Origin of the sequence: Vibrio sp. 10N.286.52.C3, assembly GCF_041468865.1 — a bacterium.
GTDB classification, from domain to species: domain Bacteria; phylum Pseudomonadota; class Gammaproteobacteria; order Enterobacterales; family Vibrionaceae; genus Vibrio; species Vibrio crassostreae_C.
Window position 1 is genome coordinate 20627 of the sequence record NZ_JBFRJM010000042.1, and the last position, 16635, is coordinate 37261.

Below are 16635 nucleotides of genomic sequence, written 5' to 3' on the forward strand. Positions count from 1 at the left end.
TATCAATAAGTTAGGTGGCTTCGCTTAATCGGCACACCTAGGTATCAATATGAACAACGACATCGAAAAAGATTTTAATTTGGGCGGTAGTATCAACCGTGCACTTTCTGGCGATTATGAGCTCAAAGCAACGGCTGTATTCCAAGAAGCTTGGAAACATACGATAAGTCACTTTCTTTCGTTTTCCCCAGCGATTATTGCTTTGATGTTTGTGCAGCTCGCTATCTTTTATATCGCACTAAAACTACAGCTTGGTGATCCTGCGGTTATCTTGGATGCGGTTATCGACCCAGAGTCGTTCACGCCACAAATCGTTGAATCGATTTTTATTGCGAACTTTAGCTATGAAGTGATCAGCGCGCCTATCTATGCCGGTATCTGTTTAATGGCAATGAGCCACGCCGCTGGCCTACAGACCAAAGTACGCCACATCGGTAAAGGTTTGCAGTTTACGGTTCCGGTTATTCTAGTGACTTTGTTTAGCCTAATGCTGCAAGGCATCGCAGGTATGATTCTGCCGTTCTTGTCTATCTACTTCTCACTGGCGTTCAGCCATTCGATTCTGCTGATTTGTGATAAGAAAGTGCCGCCAATGCAATCGCTGCTGCTTTCTCTGCGTGCTGTCAACAAAAAAATCTTCACCGTTGCTTCTATCTACCTATTAGTAATGCTGATGTTCATCGTCGCGGCAATGATGTACGGCATTGGCCTTATCTTCGTTTTACCTTTCTTCTTCCACGTGAAAGGGATTCTTTACCGCGAGATGTTTGGCATTAAACTCAAACTGATCGCGTCAGACAGACCAAAGAGCGATGACGATAACAACGATAGCAATAACGACGACAATAACAAAAACCCACAGGTGTTCGATGCATAAAGACACACAGGCAAGCACAAGCAAATCACTTGCGCTTAAAGTGACGGCACTGGCTCTTGTTGGCTCTATTTCAATGATTGGTCCTTATATTTACCAAGAAGAAGAGCGTCGACGTACGACAGAACAGAGCTCCAATTCAGCTGACCAGTTTGGTGACTTGACGGTTTCTTCGAGCACACCGAACTTTGCGGCCATCGAAGATGTGAATGAGAAAAAGGACACCTTCTTTTCGTTCCTACGTCCAAGTATCAATATCGAAAACAAACGTATCACCAAAGAACGCGCGTTTTTAACTAAGCTCTCTGAGTCCGGTTTAAGCAGTATTGATTCTGAAGACGCGTCTTATGCGAAAAGGTTAGGGAAGTTATACAGCTTGCCTGTACCTAGTGAAGGTTTAGATCAAGTATGGCTGACAGAGATGCTTAACCGCGTGAATGTGCTGCCAGAGGCACTTGTACTGACACAAGCTGCGAATGAGTCGGCTTGGGGAACATCGCGTTTCGCCACCAAAGCGAACAACTATTTTGGACATTGGTGTTATACCAAAGGTTGTGGCCTTGTTCCGCTACAACGTAACGAAGGTAGCTCGCATGAAGTCGCCACATTCTCTTCAAGCCAAGAATCCGTACATCGTTACTTCATGAACCTTAATCGTAATCGTGCTTACGCCGATCTAAGAGCGATTCGTGCAAAACTTGCTGCCCAAGGTGATGATCTTTTAACAACCGCAACGGCGACAGAGCTCACCAATGGCTTGTTAAAATATTCTGAGCGAGGTTCCGACTATGTGACTGATTTACAAGCTATGATCCGTCACAACGAGGTATACTGGAAAAAGTAACTCATTTTGATACCAACTTGGTTGCCTTCGATAGTCGGCTTATACCAAGTAATATCACAAAAAGAGCAGCTCATTGGCTGCTCTTTCTATTTATAAACGCTCAACTTCGACAAGATTATAATAATGAAAAAGACAGCACTCGCTTTATTAGCCTCATTAAGCCTTGGGGTTTCTCTTCCTGCTACAGCGCAAGAATACATGTTCACGTATTCTAAGCTTTATACTCAGCTGAAAAACAACACCAAAGAAGGGCATGATGATGTCAAAGTTGCGGTCTTCTTTGTTGATCAACAAGCTCAGCAAACCTGTCACATCAGCAAAGCTTGGATGGAAAAAGAAGAGCACTACGAAGAGCTAAAAGTCTCTCCAGCCAATGAACTGCTTCTACCGGTAGATCAAAACCTTCGTTCAGCAAACCCTCTTATCTTTGTACAAACTCAAGAACAAGAATGTGCGTATTCTTTGGTCGTGATGACTCAAGAGCCTTTAGTTGGAACTGTTGAAGTTACACAGATAGAAAATCTATTGCCACAGATGCAGGCGATGCTTGAAGACGTCAGCGGCATGTTCTCTGGTTGGTTCACGCCAGATATCCAAGGGTTAACGCTAGAGTTCGCTAATAAGCTGGAAGGCAACATCGAGCTTTCAAATGGTAAGCAACTACCAATCAAAGAAGGGCGAGCGAAATTCACCTTAGAAGAACTTCATGGAAGTGACAGCATCACGTTACCAGAACCAACAGTTCGCGTATTGCCGTACATTCCCGCGCAATAGTTTTTAACGGAATCATTGTTAGTGAAGTAAAAGCTTAGCGGAATCATTCCCCTAAGCTTTTACGACATATCTTAAAGCAGCCTCATCGAATTAGATCAGGCTGCTTTTCTTTATCTGCGATACCAACCGAGAGCATGTGAAACCGCGTTTCTCTACCAGCTAGGGAGCTTATCGAACAATAAAAGCAGAATCTTTCTATTACTCAGCTTGTTTATCCTGCCGTTACTATTTCAACATTAAATAAAAATCCGTATAATCCACGCCCTAAAACAGTCCCACTAGCAATCTACAGTCGGTAATACGACGGTGTGAGAGTCGCAATGAACCAAAACGATAATAGAAAAGAAACACTTGAATTCAACAAACTTCAGAAACGTCTGAGAAGAAATGTTGGAAATGCCATCATCGACTACAACATGATCGAAGAGAATGACGTAGTAATGGCATGTATTAGTGGCGGTAAAGATTCATTTGCGATGCTAGATATTTTGCTACGTTTACGTGAAGCAGCACCGATCAAATTTGATGTTGTGGCAGTAAACCTAGATCAAAAACAACCTGGGTTCCCTGAACACATTCTTCCTGAGTACTTTGAAACGCTGAACATTCCTTACTACATCGTAGATAAAGACACGTATTCAGTGGTTAAAGAGAAAGTGCCAGAAGGTAAAACAACGTGTGGCCTATGTTCTCGTCTTCGTCGTGGTACTTTGTACTCATTCGCAGAGAAGATTGGTGCAACTAAGATCGCTCTGGGTCACCACCTAGACGACATCGTTGAGACCATGTTCCTAAACATGTTCCACGGTGCGCGCTTAAAGGCTATGCCACCAAAGCTTCGTTCAGATGATGGTCGTAACGTTGTTATTCGTCCACTGACTTACTGTCGTGAAACGGACCTAATCAAATACGCAGAACATAAAGAGTTCCCAATCATTCCTTGTAACCTATGTGGCTCTCAAGAGAATCTACAGCGTCAGAACATTAAAGCGATGCTAATTGATTGGGATAAGAAAACGCCAGGTCGTGTTGAGAAGATCTTCAAGTCAATCCAGAACGTAAGTCCAAGCCAACTGGCTGACCGCGAGCTGTTTGACTTCGTGAACCTTCCACTAGACCGTAGTGAAGACCGCAAAGCGTACGAATTCGAAGAAGCTGAAATTTCATCTTCTAACATCGATGAGTCAATGTTCATCGACGTAACGAACGTATAATAAGAATAATCGTTGTAGAGCAATAGATGCGCCTACAACAGACAAACAAAAACGCCTCAAGCAATGCTTGAGGCGTTTTTTTATAAGTTAAACTATCCCTGACCTAACCTTTCGAAAGGTTAGGGTCTAGTGGGCTGACGTAACCAGACGGTTTAAGAGCCAACACATCACAGTTAATCTTATCGATAACATGTTCCGCGGTATTACCAATAAACACGGCAGACAAGCCAGTACGACCCGTTGTACCCAGAATCACCATCGCAGCGTTATTTTCAGAAGCGACGCGAGGAATAACATCTTCTGGCAAGCCTTGTTCAACCACAGTTTGTTCTTCACACATACCGTGCTTCTGGCGCAATGCTTTCATTGCCGTTAAGTGATGGCCACGAACCGCATCGGTATAAGACGTTGGATCAAACTCTGGCAGTTCAATGGTAATATTCGCAGGTGTCACAGGGTAGGCATTCACCAAGAACGGTTCCGCATCCAAACGACCGGTGATCTCTAGCAATCTGTCGACCATCGTATCGTTAAGCTCTAAATGAGCTTCTGTTTCAGAACCTACATGAACTGAAGCAAAAATCTTCGCGTGATCTGGCCAGAAATCGTTTTTAACCAATAGCACTGGGCTAGGGCACTTTCTCAATAAATGCCAATCGGTTGGAGTAAAGATGACAGATTCCAAGGTATCGTGCTTACGCGTGCCTTTGATTAAGATGTCGTGCTCACCACTGTAAACCTCGGCAATGATCGCTTCGTATGGGCGGTTGTGCCAAACCACTTGTACATTAAATTCAATAGAATCATCTAGGTAAGGTTCTGCGACTTTATTCATCCAAATTTCGCGTTGATGAATTACGCCTTTGCGCATTGCGTCTCTTTCATCGATAGAGAGCATAGATGTCATTTCATACGAGAAGTCGTATATCGACAAAAAGAAAGTGATGTGGCTTGTTGAGGTGCTTTTCTTAGCAAGTTGGATAGCACGAAATAGAGCAGGCTGCTCATCGTGATTAATGTCTGCGACAACTAAAATTTTGTTATAGATACTCATAACTAAGCCTACTTTTCAGACCGAACATATAAATAATGTAGCGTAGTTATGGAGAGATTAAGAGAAATATAAGAGGTTTTAAGAGAGAAACATGATGTAGCTCATTATTGAACTACATCATTGATATCTAGACTATTCTTTTGAAACGCCAGCAAGTTCCATCAACGCATCGTGATCTTCGATAGTGATATATTTGCCTTTAACGCTCAAGATGTCTGCTTTTTGGAAACGACCTAGAAGACGGCTGATTGTTTCAACAGTCAAACCAAGGTAGTTACCAATATCACCACGAGTCATCGTTAGGCGGAACTCACGCGGGCTGAAGCCACGTTGAGAGAAGCGAGTAGAAAGGTTGTAAAGGAATGCAGCAAGGCGCTCTTCCGCGTTCTTCTTAGAAAGAAGCAGAATCATTTCTTGGTCACCTTTAATCTCGTTACTCATCAGGCGCATAATTTGCTGACGCAATTTAGGCATTTTTCCTGATAGGTCATCAAGAATCTCATATGGGATTTCACATACCATAGAAGTTTCTAGCGCTTGTGCGAAACTAGGGTGTTGGTCACCAGTAATCGCATCGAAGCCAACAAGATCGCCCGCTAGGTGGAATGCAGTAATCTGCTCATCACCTTGCTCGGTAATCGTGTAGCTCTTGATCGTTCCAGAGCGAATAGCATATAGAGATTTAAGCTCGTCACCGGCTTTAAATAACTCTTGGCCTTTTTGAATAGGCTTTTTTCTCTCAATGATCTGATCAAGTTGATCGAGTTCAGATTCATTCAAAGTAAACGGAATACAGAGCTGGCTAATACTACAATCCTGGCAATGGATCGCACAGCCACCAGACTGAACACGTTTCGTCACAGGCTTTTCAGAAATCATAACAATCTTTCACTATTTGATATACGTCAATATTTTAGCATTCCTTTATCCAGTTGGGTAGTAAAAAAACCGGATTTAAAGAATGGCTATACGGTATAAATAATGTGCTGTAGTGCCATATAACCGGTATAGAAACCGTAAATGAGGATTAAAATTGCGCCTAGTTGGCGAAATAAGTCAGCTTGTTGCAGTTTTTTGAGGAAATTAGCGCCCATGCCTACTGTGAGCATTGCTGGAAGCGTACCTAAACCGAAAGCAAGCATGATACCGGCACCGTTGTACCAACTTCCTGATACGGCCGCCCACGTAAGCATTGAGTAAACTAAGCCACATGGTAGCCAACCCCAAATAAAGCCAAACGGCAAAGCATGGCTAGGGTGCTTCAAGGGTAGAAATGATTTACCTAAAGGAGAGATATAGCGCCATAGTTTCTGCCCGACTTTTTCAAAGAACAACAAGCCGAACCACCATTTACCGATATACAAACCTAAGACGATCATAAAGCCAGCTGCAAATAATCGCAGCCAACCTAGCAGAGCGTTAAAATCGCTTAGCTGACCTATCGAAGAGATTGCACCGCCAATCACACCACCAATCACGGCATAACTTAGCAAGCGCCCTAGGTTATAAAGTAGGGGAATAACAGGGGAAGGTTTACTGTTGCCAATCGAAAGAAGCGACGCAATACCACCACACATTCCCATGCAATGGCCTGCGCCGATCAATCCAACAACAAAGGCTCCGATCCAATCAGGCGTCATCGTTCTTTTTGTCTACGTTAGTTTGGCTTTCGCTGTTAGCTTTCTCATTCTTGACAGGTTTACTATCAGAATGGTTGTGAGCCTTTTCGTCTTCATCAAACAGTATATTGTGACCTTGACGTTCTAGGTCTTCAAACTGTTCGCTCTTCACCGCCCATAGAAAAATACCAACAGCGATGCACACCAGTACAATCGCAATGGGGATCAGGATGTATAAACTTTCCATTATTTACCTTGCTCTTTTAAAAGCCTTAACGAGTTAGACACAACAATAATAGAGCTGGCAGACATGCCCACAACGGCAATGTATGGAGCAACCAAACCCGCGACAGCCAATGGAAGGATAAGTAAGTTATATCCTAATGACCAAGCTAGGTTTTCACGAATTATCTTACGTGTTTTTAACGCCAAAGTACGCGACTTAAGTAATCTATCGAGCTTATCACCCAGTAACACCATATCCGCAGAAGCTTTCGCCACGTCTGTACCGCCGCCCATAGCGACAGAAAGGTGGGCACCTGCAAGAATAGGGGCATCGTTAATGCCATCGCCAACCATCATGGTAATGTCACTTGCATCTCGAGAGTTCAGGTAAGCAAGTTTATCTTCAGGTTTCACGTTAGCAACAATATCAGTAATACCAATCTCTTCAGCAACAGGCTTCGCGTTAATCAAAGAATCGCCAGTAAGCAGAGTTGTTTTGATGCCCGCTTCTTTAAATTGCTTAATAAACTCGATGCTTTCTTTGCGAATCGGATCTTCATAAGTAAATGTCGCGATATGGCGACCAGCCAATGACAGGTAGATACCGTTGCTTTCGGAAGGCTGAGATTCACCAAGAATGAACTCACTACTACCGATTGCTACTTCTTGACCATTCCACTCACCAGTAATACCTGAACCAATTACGTTATTGACAGACTCTACTTCGATATCATCTGAAATATGAGACTTGAACGCTTTAGCGATAGGGTGGTTAGCGTGTTGTTCCAGGCTCGCCGCTACTTTGAGACAGGTGTCTTTATCAAGTTCAGCGAAGGTTTCAACTTGGCTGATACGAATATCACCCTCAGTCAATGTGCCTGTTTTATCGATGATCAAGTGATTTACTTTGCACAAGGTTTCGAATACATGGCCTTTGCGCAGCAAAATACCGAAGTTACCCATGCGAGACGTTGAGCAAGTAATCGCCGTCGGTGTTGCAAGTGACAGAGCACAGGGACAAGTCGCAACGAGTACAGACAACATGATCCAGAAAGCGTCTTCTGGTCGTGTTTGGTGCCAGTAGAACCAAGTACCAAATGAGATGATTAAGATCACCGCAACAAAGTATCGAGCCACGACATCGGCAATTTCTGCAATACGAGGTTTAGACAGTTGTGCTTCATCTTGCAGGCGAACGATATTGGAAATAACCGAATCCGCTTTTGACGTCATTACTTCCAATTCAAATGATTCATCACCATTCAATGTGCCAGCGAAGACGGTATCGCCTTCGTTTTTGACCACATGGATAGATTCGCCAGTCAGCATCGATTCATCGATATGAATTCTGCCAGACAATACTTTGCCATCGGCAGGAATGTGTTCACCCGGTAGCACGCGAATTTGGTCGCCAACTTTTAAGGTTTTTACCGGAACTTGTTCGCCATCTAACGTTGTTGCCATAGCAGGAACAAGCTTAAGCAGGTTACCACTAGCGGCGGCTGCTTTACGACGAGCGCGCATTTCAAGGAAACGACCAAGCAGTAGGAAGAAGGTAAACATCGAGATAGATTCGAAGAATACTTCACCTTTCTCTGTCACCGTTGCGACCAAACTTGCAACGTAGGCAAACAAAAGAGCGATCGACACAGGTACATCCATACCCAATGTTCGACCTTTGAGGCTACGCCACGCGTTGATATAGAAAGGCAATGCAGAGTAGAGCAGAACCGGTGTTGCAAAGATTAAGCTCACCCAACGGAAGTAGCTTTTGAATTCGGGCTCAAGGTTACCGAAGACTTCAAGATACAACGCCACAGCCAGCATCATGACCTGCATGGTTGCTAAACCAGCAATACCAAGACGATAGAGATAATTCTTCATCGATCGATGATAGGCGGCTTCTTGTTGATCAGCCTCAAAAGGTGCGGCTTTGTAGCCTAAGGTATGGATTGCAGACAACAGCTCGCTCAGTTTCGCCTGAGTGTTGTCCCAACTGAGCAGGGCGCGGTTAGTCGTGGTATTAACACGAATACTAACAACCCCTAACTTTGAAGAGACTTGCTTTTCAATAAGCCAAGCACAAGCAGCACAAGAGACACCTTCTAGTGACAATGTCACTTCAGAGGTGTTTTCAGAGTTACGTACGAACTCCAATTGAACATCTTCGTTGTCGTAATGACTGAGTGCCAGAAGTTGCTCTGGCACGAGATCCGCTTTTTCAGCTGGAGCGGTACGATATTGGTAGTAAGAGACCAGACCGCTATCAACGATTGTCTGGGCTACGGTTTCGCAACCCGGACAACACATAGGTCGCACCGATCCTAAGATTTCTACTTTAAAATCCGTTTCCGCTGGTACATCTTCACCGCAGTGATAACAGGATTCACACATAAGATTTAGTTCGTTAGTTGAGTAGGAGTATCAATAGGGAAGTTCATGCGACCTTGCACTAACCATTCAGAATCATGCGGAGAAAGCTCGATAAACCATGGACCTTGCATTTCATGATCCAGAGTCAACGTGTAGTTGCCTCTCGCATCAGCGGTCAGTAGCTGAGTAAAATCACGGTCAGGCAGCGTTCGGTGCACGAACATTGCGCTAATAGCAGGGAAGTGGTCTAGTTTGCCTTTGTCGAGAGTAATGATAACTGAGTTACCTTTCTCGCTAACTGAAGCTGATAAGCCAAGCTCTTTAGCAACATTTACTTTCGAAATGTCGACATTAATACCTTTACCTTTTTTATAGTAATCTTCAGTGACAACGTTAACTGAATGGTTGGTAAGTATCGCGACTCGAACCAATGTTAGCATAGAAACGCCAACGGTTAGGAAGATCAAAAACCACGGCCAAAACTGCTTATACCAAGGTTGTTCCATATTATTATTCTCAATATATACAATGAAATAAAACTAATTTTTACAAACACTTAAGGTTATAACTGTAAAAGAAAGACAGCCCCTTAAGAAGGGGCTGTTATTATTATGTTACTCTTTATCTGAGTTGCTGAGGCTCCAGACGTAGGCAGAGACGAGCTGAACCTTATCCTCACCGAGGATGTCCTTCCAAGCCGGCATTACACCAGAACGTCCGTACATGACTGTTTCCGTCACATCAGCGCGAGAATCGCCAAATAGCCAGTCGCGGTCAGTCAAGTCAGGTGCGCCAACAGCAGGGTTACCCTTACCATCAGTACCGTGACACGCTGCACACACTACAAAGCGCGCTTTACCAGCCTCTGCTTCACGTGCGTTTACGCTACGACCAGAAAGGCTAAGCGTGTAGCTAACTACTTCTTTTACGCCTTCTTCGCCAAGAGCGTCTTTCCAACCTGGCATTTGACCGACACGACCATGCATGATGGTAGTAACGATAGCTTGTGGTTCACCACCATATAGCCATGCGTCATCAGTTAGGTTCGGGAAACCTTTCTGACCACGTGCATCAGAGCCGTGACACTGAGAACAGTTTTGTAGGAACAAACGTTGGCCCACTTTGATTGCATCGGCATCTGATGCAATGTCAGGGACAGAACGTAGACCGTTTTCGTCGTGAGCTAACTTTCTGAAAGCTTCACCAAAGTAGGTGTCAGCATCATCAAGTTCTTTCGCGTATGCGTCTAACTGTTTGTTTGCTTGCGCAGCAGCGATTGCAGAGCGAGACTCTTCTACGCTACGAACTGTTTGGTTTGAACTCGTCCAACCTAGTAGACCTTTAAAGTTGCCAAGGCCTGGGTATAGAGCTAGATAAACAGCTGCAAACACAATTGTGCTAACGAAAAGGTATGTCCACCATTTAGGTAGCGGGTTATTAAGCTCACGAATACCATCGTATTCATGGCCCATATCCTGACCTTCTTCTACACCTGTTTTATCGTTGGAACACCAACGAAGTAAGGCTGCACAGCCAATCAATGTACCGATTGTGATTACTGTTACCCAAATACTCCAGAATGTACTCATTACTTCGTCACTCCTTGATTTTTATCTTTCGCAGGTGCTTCATCAGCGAACACTAGGTTTGCATCTTCGTCGAAGCGCGACTTACGATTTTTACCGAAAGCCCACCAAACGATGCCGATGAAACAAGCAAAAACAGTAACAGTCCAAACACTTTGAAATGTAATAATGTCCATAATTATTCCTTATTTCATTGCGTGGCCAAGCGATTGAAGGTAAGCGATGATTGCATCCATCTCTGTTTTTCCTTCAACATCTTGTTTAGCGTTAGCAATTTGTTCGTCTGTGTAAGGAACACCAAATTGATTACGGAAGATTTCAAGCTTCTGTTTAGTCAATTTGCCATCAAGTACATTCTCAGCAAGCCATGGGAAACCAGGCATGTTTGATTCAGGAACAAGTTCGCGAGGGTCGATAAGGTGAACGCGGTGCCACTCATCAGAGTAACGATCACCAACACGCGCTAAATCAGGACCAGTACGCTTAGAACCCCATAGGAATGGGTGTTCCCAAACGCTTTCGCCAGCTACAGAGTAGTGACCGTAACGTTCAGTTTCAGAGCGGAAAGGACGAATCATTTGGCTGTGACATACGTTACAACCTTCGCGAATGTAGATATCACGACCTTCCATTTCCAGAGCAGAGTAAACACGTAGATTTTCTACAGGTTCAGTAGTCTGCTTTTGGAAAATAAGTGGGGTAATTTCTACTAAAGCACCAAAACTGATAGCAATAACGATAAGAATCGCTAGTAGGCCAACATTCTTCTCTACCAACTCATGGCGATTATTTGAATTTGAGCTCATTCTAAATCTCCTTAAGCCGGTTGAGGGATAGCTTTAAGGCTATCTTTAGGTGCAGAAACAGTTTTGTACGTGTTGTATGCCATTAAGAACATACCAGATAGGAAGATGAAACCACCTAAGAAACGTACAAAGTAGAACGGGTAAGACGCTTCTACAGATTCAACGAAGCTGTAAGTTAATGTACCGTCAGAGTTAACTGCACGCCACATCAGACCTTGCATCACGCCAGAGATCCACATTGCTACAATGTAGAAAACCGTACCAATCGTTGCTAACCAGAAGTGAACATTGATTAGGGATACAGAGTACATACGCTCTTGACCAAATAGTTTAGGAACTAAGTGGTAAACCGAACCAATAGAAACCATTGCAACCCAACCTAACGCACCAGAGTGAACGTGACCGATAGTCCAGTCCGTGTAGTGAGATAGTGCGTTAACCGTTTTGATTGCCATCATTGGGCCTTCGAAAGTCGACATGCCGTAGAATGATAGAGAAACGATTAGGAAACGTAGGATTGGGTCGTAGCGAAGCTTATGCCACGCACCAGATAGAGTCATAATACCGTTGATCATGCCACCCCAAGATGGAGCAAACAGAACCAAAGACATAACCATACCTAGAGATTGAGTCCAGTCAGGAAGTGCAGTGTAGTGTAGGTGGTGAGGACCAGCCCAGATATACAGAGACACGAGAGCCCAGAAGTGAACAATCGACAAACGGTAAGAGTAAACAGGGCGACCAGCTTGTTTAGGAACGAAGTAGTACATCATGCCTAGGAAACCAGCTGTCAATAGGAAGCCTACCGCATTGTGTCCGTACCACCATTGCACCATTGCATCGATCGCTCCGGAATAAATCGAGTACGATTTAAACGCAGAGACAGGAACAGCTAGGCTGTTAACGATGTGCAACACGGCAACCGTGATAATGAAGGCTCCGAAGAACCAGTTTGCTACGTAAATGTGCGATGTCTTACGTTTAATCATGGTTCCGAAGAACACGACCGCATAAGCTACCCACACAAGAGTAATAGCAATATCGATTGGCCATTCAAGTTCTGCGTATTCTTTACCAGAGGTTAAACCTAACGGTAAAGTAATTGCAGCGGACAGGATAATCGCTTGCCAACCCCAAAAGGTAAAGGCTACGAGAGGGCCACCAAAGAGACGCGTCTGACAGGTACGTTGTACAACATAATATGATGTTGCAAACAGCGCACTTGTACCGAACGCAAAAATAACCGCATTAGTATGCAGGGGACGTAAACGACTGTACGTCAACCACGGCGTATCAAAGTTTAGCTGTGGCCAAACTAATTGAGCGGCAATCAAAACACCAACGCCCATACCGACAATACCCCACAAAATTGTAACTAGGGTAAATTGACGGACGACCGTATAGTTGTAGTTTTGTTCAAGCTGCTTTTCTTGGCTCATTTGCATGCTTCCAATTTCTTATTTACTACACTTTACTTCCAACACGACTCACGTCGTAATGCCACCCAAATTAGAAAAGGAAATTCAGCCTATTCAGGGCTTTATTTCCACTTGCTGATTTTAAAAAAAAGTGGCATTTTCAACGCGACACTATACTTGAATTAACAAATCAATGACAGAGTAGTAACCTTACGCTTGGTCTGGAATTGGGTTTTTATTTAAAAACTTTGAACTTTGTAACAAGGAGTAAAGATTATAATGGCGGCACAAAAGCTAACAAAAGGCAGGCTTGTTCAAATTATCGTCATGTTGGTTATTTTAATAGCTGCATTTACTTGGAGAACAGTAACATACGATAATAACGAAACAGTAAACTGTATAGTTTCAAAACCTTGTAAATTTGGTATTGATAATCATAATGTTTCAGTTTCAAGCAATAACCTAGGGTATTCGATCGAAACATCTAAAACTGGCAAATTTATCATTAGCTATAATGAAAGCGGAATTCTGGAAGAAAAAGGACCATCAAATTGGCTGTTACAAACTAGTGATAAGACCTCCTCAATAACGGTTACATTTCCACAACAGGTGAGCACGTTTTCTGTAAACCTTTCTAAGGAGTAACAGAGAGAAACTGGGGCACACCTCGGTTCTTTTGATAGAAACATGTACCAAATCAGTGAAACACAATGCATTAAAGTGTTATAAAGAGAGCATTAATAAAGTTACCCAGAATCTATGAAATTTCTATCAAAAGTCTCTTACTCCCTAGACGATAAAATCGCAGTAGATGAGTTGCTCAGCGGGGTGGAAAACCCTGACGATATTGCTTGTCTTATTTGCTACTGCACAGAAGAGTATTCGACACTCGCTGTGCAGAGATATTTCGTAGATGCTCTCCCGAACACTCCCATACATGGCTGTACTACTTGTCACGGCATTATGACCGAAACTGGTTTTCATTCTGGTCCAGTCATTGGCGTCCTCATTATTTATGACTCGGGGATCAACGCCTATGGTACGGGAATCGAACATTTCAGCGACTCCATAGACCGCAGTACCTTCAGCGCGATAGACAAAGCACTCAAGAACGCCAACCGAGAAGGTGAAATTCCTGATCTTATCTTGCTGCATTCCACACCGGGTAACGAAGAAAAGGTGATGGCGGCTATCGATAAGAAATTTGGTACTGAAGTGCCAATTATTGGTGGCAGTGCTGCAGACAACCAGGTTTCCGGAAATTGGAGTATCTTCACCGAAGAGTCGCTGTCTATAAATGGTGTGTCTTTAACGGTAGTGTTTGCGTCTCAGTCCATCTATTCCTCTTTCAGCGCGGGTCATACGCCTACGCGGTATTCAGGCACCGTGACCAAAGTAAGAAACCGAATTTTGTTGGAGATAGACCACAGGCCAGCCGTCACCGTTTACAACGAATGGACTAATTTCCACTTAGATGGCAGTGATGATGGCTACATATTCGAAAAGTCGTCAGTCTACCCATTAGGCAGGAAAGTCGGCTCTTCTTACGATTACCCATATTTCAAATTGTCTCATTCGATCAGAGAGACGGAGTGTAATGGGATTGAGCTGTTCACAGACATCAGTGAAGGCGACACCATCTACCTGATGCAAGGGTCTAAGCAGCAGTTGATTAGCCGCGCCGCGAATATCATTCACTCCTCATACTACAACGACATGGATCTTGAAGAGAAACTAGGGGCGATCAATATCTTTTGTGCAGGCTCAATGTTGAACCTTAAACAAGATATGGATGAGGTTTGTGACCAAATAAATCAAGCACTTAATGGGCTCCCATACATATGTCCATTTACGTTTGGTGAACAAGGCAGGCTCTCTGGTGGCGAGAATGCACACGGGAATTTAATGGTATCGTCTGCAACGTTTTATAGGTTGAAAAAGTAATGGGTTCTGAAGGTCAAGAAGCGCTGCAAGAAGCACGTATTGAACTGCAAAAACTAAAAGCCCGTGAGCGAAAGCTGGCTGAAGAGAACAGGGTGATCTTATCAACCATCTCTGCGATCAGTAAGGCAAGTAACATATCTGAGATATTCTCCAGTCTCGAGTTCGTGCTCAAAAAATACATTAAGTTTGATGACTTTATCGTGGTATCAAGGGTAGGGAACGAAGGCAGTTTCAAAACCCTGCTAAGCAATAACAAAGTCTTCGAACAGATGAATTGGAGTGATTGTGGCAAGTTATCTCGAGTGATCAATGGAGAATGCGCCATCCTTTTTGAACCCAAGTCTCTGGGTGAATTCAATTCCTTACATCCCATTATCCTCGATCAAATCAACTCTGTTCTAATTACTGGTATCGATAGCGGACTAACACAATCCGTCATCATCTTTATCCACTCGAATACCAAGCACTTTAGTATTGAAACTAAGGCCACACTAAACCGTTTTCGACCGTTGATAGAGCGTGCTGTTTTCGATATTGAGAACAAAGAAAAGCTTGAAGCAACCGTTCGAGAACGTACCGCAGAGCTTGTCACAGCAAGAAAAGACGCAGAAAGAGCCAACAAGGCCAAGTCTGAATTCCTCGCGATGATGAGTCATGAATTAAGAACACCGCTAAATGCCATAATTGGCCTAATAGACACCCTAAAATCCACATCATTGAACGAAGAACAACAGTCTATACTGCTTAATATGAGCACATCATCTGAGCTATTGCTGGCAATTATCAGTGACGTATTGGATTTTTCTAAGATTGAATCTGGGTGTTTCTCGTTGGCTCCTCAATGGAGCGACGTAAGAGACACTGTAACTTTTGTATTATCTGAACAAAAGAAGACAGCAGACGATAAAGGTTTGCCGCTAACAATAACCAGCGATATTCCTGAGGGTGAACTGCATTACATCGACCCGAGCCGCTTGGCACAGATCCTATTTAACTTGATTGGTAACGCGATTAAGTTTACTGAGCATGGGCATGTTCATGTTTCTATCAAGTACCAGCAGAGCTCTTTCTATATAACGGTGGAAGACACAGGGATTGGCATTAGCTCGCAACAACTTTCGTCGCTGTTCAGTCCATTTGTGCAAGCTGATAGCACAATCACACGCAGATTTGGTGGCACCGGTTTAGGCTTGGCTATCACTAAAAGACTGGTTGAGCTAATGCGCGGGCGCATATCGGTAGAGAGTGAGCCTGGAAAAGGTTCCAAATTTGAAGTACAGCTACCAGTGCTTACTAGAGTTACGAATAATCTGGCTAACAACGAAGATGAATCTTCACGAAAGTTGAGAAGCCGTTATTCAGTGTTAGTTGTCGAAGACAATCCAACCAATCAAATGGTGATCAAATTAATCCTAACGCGACAAGGCCATGAAGTTTTCATCGCAAGCAACGGTGAGGAAGCGATTGGTTTTGTGGAAAGAGCCAATGACTCGATAGACATTATCTTAATGGATGTATCGATGCCGGTCATGGATGGATTAACCACAACCAAATACATGAGAGACGCGAACATCAAAACACCAATCGTTGCGCTAACAGCACACACATCAGTAGAAGACAAATGTTCGTGCTTAGATGTCGGCATGAATGATTTCGTGACCAAGCCAGTAAGAACTAAAGAGATCACAGAAGCAATTGATCGATTAATGCTTGAAGTCTAATAAACGTATTCTTAATCGAAGATTAGGAAATATGTTTATTAGGTATTTTATGGTAAATAGCCTTACTGTTAAATAGAACATCGATTTGGTAGATAAACAAGAGGCAGGGCATCGCACAAAGATACCTGCCTTATAAATACCAAACACCATTTAACATAATATGCATAATACGCACTTAGGCTA

The 16635-nt window shown here is 43.5% G+C and carries 17 protein-coding genes; 7 read left to right on the forward strand and 10 right to left on the reverse strand.

The genetic code is table 11. From position 1 onward, the window contains the following. Positions 1 to 49 precede the first annotated feature (49 nt). From AB4138_RS15545 to ttcA, 4 genes are all read left to right on the forward strand, one after another. A complete protein-coding gene (locus tag AB4138_RS15545) occupies positions 50 to 877 on the forward strand; it encodes a hypothetical protein (RefSeq protein WP_017059632.1) in 828 nt (275 codons plus the stop codon). Beyond that, entirely contained in the window at positions 870 to 1718 is an 849-nt protein-coding gene (locus AB4138_RS15550; RefSeq protein WP_017059633.1) for a glucosaminidase domain-containing protein, read from the forward strand. The genes AB4138_RS15545 and AB4138_RS15550 overlap by 8 nt, the downstream gene beginning before the upstream one ends. A 123-nt stretch (positions 1719 to 1841) precedes the next feature. Then, positions 1842 to 2492, forward strand: a complete 651-nt coding sequence (locus tag AB4138_RS15555; protein WP_136974288.1) for a DUF2987 domain-containing protein — start codon at positions 1842 to 1844, stop codon at positions 2490 to 2492. A 320-nt stretch (positions 2493 to 2812) separates the two neighbouring features. Further along, a complete protein-coding gene (gene ttcA / locus AB4138_RS15560) occupies positions 2813 to 3706 on the forward strand; it encodes a tRNA 2-thiocytidine(32) synthetase TtcA (protein WP_017059635.1) in 894 nt (297 codons plus the stop codon). Positions 3707 to 3809: 103 nt separating this feature from the next. Here the strand turns inward: ttcA and uspE are convergent, their stop codons facing one another. The 10 genes from uspE to ccoN all read right to left on the reverse strand — a co-directional run bounded on the left by uspE (position 3810) and on the right by ccoN (position 12814). Then, positions 3810 to 4760: a universal stress protein UspE gene (gene uspE / locus AB4138_RS15565; protein ID WP_017066876.1), complete on the reverse strand. Its 951-nt coding sequence runs from the start codon at positions 4758 to 4760 to the stop codon at positions 3810 to 3812. Between the two features lie 132 nt (positions 4761 to 4892). After that, positions 4893 to 5639 carry an FNR family transcription factor gene (locus tag AB4138_RS15570; protein WP_017059637.1) on the reverse strand — a complete coding sequence of 249 codons (747 nt, stop codon included), beginning with the start codon at positions 5637 to 5639 and terminating at the stop codon, positions 4893 to 4895. Positions 5640 to 5725: 86 nt separating this feature from the next. Next, a complete protein-coding gene (locus tag AB4138_RS15575) occupies positions 5726 to 6400 on the reverse strand; it encodes a sulfite exporter TauE/SafE family protein (RefSeq protein WP_372306675.1) in 675 nt (224 codons plus the stop codon). Next, positions 6390 to 6626: a cbb3-type cytochrome oxidase assembly protein CcoS gene (gene ccoS / locus AB4138_RS15580; RefSeq protein ID WP_017059639.1), complete on the reverse strand. Its 237-nt coding sequence runs from the start codon at positions 6624 to 6626 to the stop codon at positions 6390 to 6392. The genes AB4138_RS15575 and ccoS overlap by 11 nt, the downstream gene beginning before the upstream one ends. Further along, positions 6626 to 8998 (reverse strand): heavy metal translocating P-type ATPase, encoded by a 2373-nt coding sequence (locus tag AB4138_RS15585; protein WP_372306678.1) that lies wholly within the window; start codon positions 8996 to 8998, stop codon positions 6626 to 6628. The genes ccoS and AB4138_RS15585 overlap by 1 nt, the downstream gene beginning before the upstream one ends. A gap of 5 nt (positions 8999 to 9003) precedes the next feature. After that, positions 9004 to 9483 carry a FixH family protein gene (locus tag AB4138_RS15590; protein ID WP_017059641.1) on the reverse strand — a complete coding sequence of 160 codons (480 nt, stop codon included), beginning with the start codon at positions 9481 to 9483 and terminating at the stop codon, positions 9004 to 9006. 108 nt (positions 9484 to 9591) lie between these two features. Further along, positions 9592 to 10566 carry a cytochrome-c oxidase, cbb3-type subunit III gene (ccoP, locus tag AB4138_RS15595; RefSeq protein WP_017063857.1) on the reverse strand — a complete coding sequence of 325 codons (975 nt, stop codon included), beginning with the start codon at positions 10564 to 10566 and terminating at the stop codon, positions 9592 to 9594. After that, positions 10566 to 10739: a CcoQ/FixQ family Cbb3-type cytochrome c oxidase assembly chaperone gene (locus AB4138_RS15600; protein WP_004733679.1), complete on the reverse strand. Its 174-nt coding sequence runs from the start codon at positions 10737 to 10739 to the stop codon at positions 10566 to 10568. Before AB4138_RS15600 ends, ccoP begins: the two co-directional genes overlap by 1 nt. A gap of 9 nt (positions 10740 to 10748) precedes the next feature. Then, positions 10749 to 11369 carry a cytochrome-c oxidase, cbb3-type subunit II gene (gene ccoO, locus AB4138_RS15605; protein WP_017059643.1) on the reverse strand — a complete coding sequence of 207 codons (621 nt, stop codon included), beginning with the start codon at positions 11367 to 11369 and terminating at the stop codon, positions 10749 to 10751. Between the two features lie 11 nt (positions 11370 to 11380). Beyond that, the gene (gene ccoN, locus AB4138_RS15610; protein ID WP_009846707.1) at positions 11381 to 12814 is read right to left on the reverse strand and encodes a cytochrome-c oxidase, cbb3-type subunit I; all 1434 of its coding nucleotides are present in this window, start codon (positions 12812 to 12814) and stop codon (positions 11381 to 11383) included. 252 nt (positions 12815 to 13066) lie between these two features. On the opposite strand from ccoN, the gene AB4138_RS15615 reads away from it, so the two are divergent. From AB4138_RS15615 to AB4138_RS15625, 3 genes are all read left to right on the forward strand, one after another. Further along, the gene (locus AB4138_RS15615; protein ID WP_017059645.1) at positions 13067 to 13432 is read left to right on the forward strand and encodes a hypothetical protein; all 366 of its coding nucleotides are present in this window, start codon (positions 13067 to 13069) and stop codon (positions 13430 to 13432) included. Positions 13433 to 13546: 114 nt separating this feature from the next. Further along, on the forward strand, positions 13547 to 14731 hold the full coding sequence (locus AB4138_RS15620) for an FIST signal transduction protein (protein WP_017070551.1): 1185 nt from the start codon (positions 13547 to 13549) through the stop codon (positions 14729 to 14731). Further along, positions 14731 to 16452: an ATP-binding protein gene (locus tag AB4138_RS15625; protein WP_372306681.1), complete on the forward strand. Its 1722-nt coding sequence runs from the start codon at positions 14731 to 14733 to the stop codon at positions 16450 to 16452. The genes AB4138_RS15620 and AB4138_RS15625 overlap by 1 nt, the downstream gene beginning before the upstream one ends. Positions 16453 to 16635: the final 183 nt, after the last annotated feature.

Excerpts from the sequence above, each read along its gene's own strand:
- AB4138_RS15620 (WP_017070551.1), top strand. The coding sequence starts at position 13,547 with ATGAAATTTCTATCAAAAGTCTCTTACTCCCTAGACGATAAAATCGCA.
- ccoS (WP_017059639.1), bottom strand. The coding sequence starts at position 6,626 with ATGGAAAGTTTATACATCCTGATCCCCATTGCGATTGTACTGGTGTGC.
- ccoP (WP_017063857.1), bottom strand. The coding sequence starts at position 10,566 with ATGAGTACATTCTGGAGTATTTGGGTAACAGTAATCACAATCGGTACA.
- AB4138_RS15545 (WP_017059632.1), top strand. The coding sequence starts at position 50 with ATGAACAACGACATCGAAAAAGATTTTAATTTGGGCGGTAGTATCAAC.
- ccoN (WP_009846707.1), bottom strand. The coding sequence starts at position 12,814 with ATGCAAATGAGCCAAGAAAAGCAGCTTGAACAAAACTACAACTATACG.
- AB4138_RS15585 (WP_372306678.1), bottom strand. The coding sequence starts at position 8,998 with ATGTGTGAATCCTGTTATCACTGCGGTGAAGATGTACCAGCGGAAACG.
- AB4138_RS15575 (WP_372306675.1), bottom strand. The coding sequence starts at position 6,400 with ATGACGCCTGATTGGATCGGAGCCTTTGTTGTTGGATTGATCGGCGCA.
- ttcA (WP_017059635.1), top strand. The coding sequence starts at position 2,813 with ATGAACCAAAACGATAATAGAAAAGAAACACTTGAATTCAACAAACTT.
- ccoO (WP_017059643.1), bottom strand. The coding sequence starts at position 11,369 with ATGAGCTCAAATTCAAATAATCGCCATGAGTTGGTAGAGAAGAATGTT.
- AB4138_RS15550 (WP_017059633.1), top strand. The coding sequence starts at position 870 with ATGCATAAAGACACACAGGCAAGCACAAGCAAATCACTTGCGCTTAAA.
- AB4138_RS15555 (WP_136974288.1), top strand. The coding sequence starts at position 1,842 with ATGAAAAAGACAGCACTCGCTTTATTAGCCTCATTAAGCCTTGGGGTT.
- uspE (WP_017066876.1), bottom strand. The coding sequence starts at position 4,760 with ATGAGTATCTATAACAAAATTTTAGTTGTCGCAGACATTAATCACGAT.
- AB4138_RS15625 (WP_372306681.1), top strand. The coding sequence starts at position 14,731 with ATGGGTTCTGAAGGTCAAGAAGCGCTGCAAGAAGCACGTATTGAACTG.
- AB4138_RS15590 (WP_017059641.1), bottom strand. The coding sequence starts at position 9,483 with ATGGAACAACCTTGGTATAAGCAGTTTTGGCCGTGGTTTTTGATCTTC.
- AB4138_RS15615 (WP_017059645.1), top strand. The coding sequence starts at position 13,067 with ATGGCGGCACAAAAGCTAACAAAAGGCAGGCTTGTTCAAATTATCGTC.
- AB4138_RS15600 (WP_004733679.1), bottom strand. The coding sequence starts at position 10,739 with ATGGACATTATTACATTTCAAAGTGTTTGGACTGTTACTGTTTTTGCT.
- AB4138_RS15570 (WP_017059637.1), bottom strand. The coding sequence starts at position 5,639 with ATGATTTCTGAAAAGCCTGTGACGAAACGTGTTCAGTCTGGTGGCTGT.